This is a genomic window from Streptomyces sp. a15 (assembly GCF_059026085.1).
The window spans coordinates 1-404 of the sequence record NZ_JBWLKM010000288.1 but is presented as its reverse complement, the minus strand read 5'-3'; the positions used below and the strand labels follow the sequence as shown (position 1 = coordinate 404).

General features: G+C 59.2%; 1 rRNA gene. It reads left to right on the top strand.

Annotated elements, in window-relative coordinates:
* Positions 1–62, top strand: a 16S ribosomal RNA gene (locus AC5P09_RS52170); the annotation flags it as partial.
* Positions 63–404: the final 342 nt, after the last annotated feature.

Below are 404 nucleotides of genomic sequence, written 5' to 3'. Positions count from 1 at the left end.
CGATTGGGACGAAGTCGTAACAAGGTAGCCGTACCGGAAGGTGCGGCTGGATCACCTCCTTTCTAAGGAGCACTTCTTACCGATCCCTTCGGGGTGAGGTCAGAGGCCAGTTCATCGGCGAACGTCCGGTGCTGGTTGCTCAAGGGTGGAACGTTGACTATTCGGCACACTTGATCGTCTTCTCCTTCCAGTACTGCTCGCAAGAGCGTGGACCGTTGAGGGGAGCGGGAAGGGTGTCGGGCACGCTGTTGGGTGTCTGAGGGTGCGAGCGTCTGCTCGTTCCTTCGGTGCCGGCCCCAGTGAACTTGTCCGTGAGGGCAGGGTGATGGGTGGCTGGTCGTTGTTTGAGAACTGCACAGTGGACGCGAGCATCTGTGGCCAAGTTTTTAAGGGCGCACGGTGGA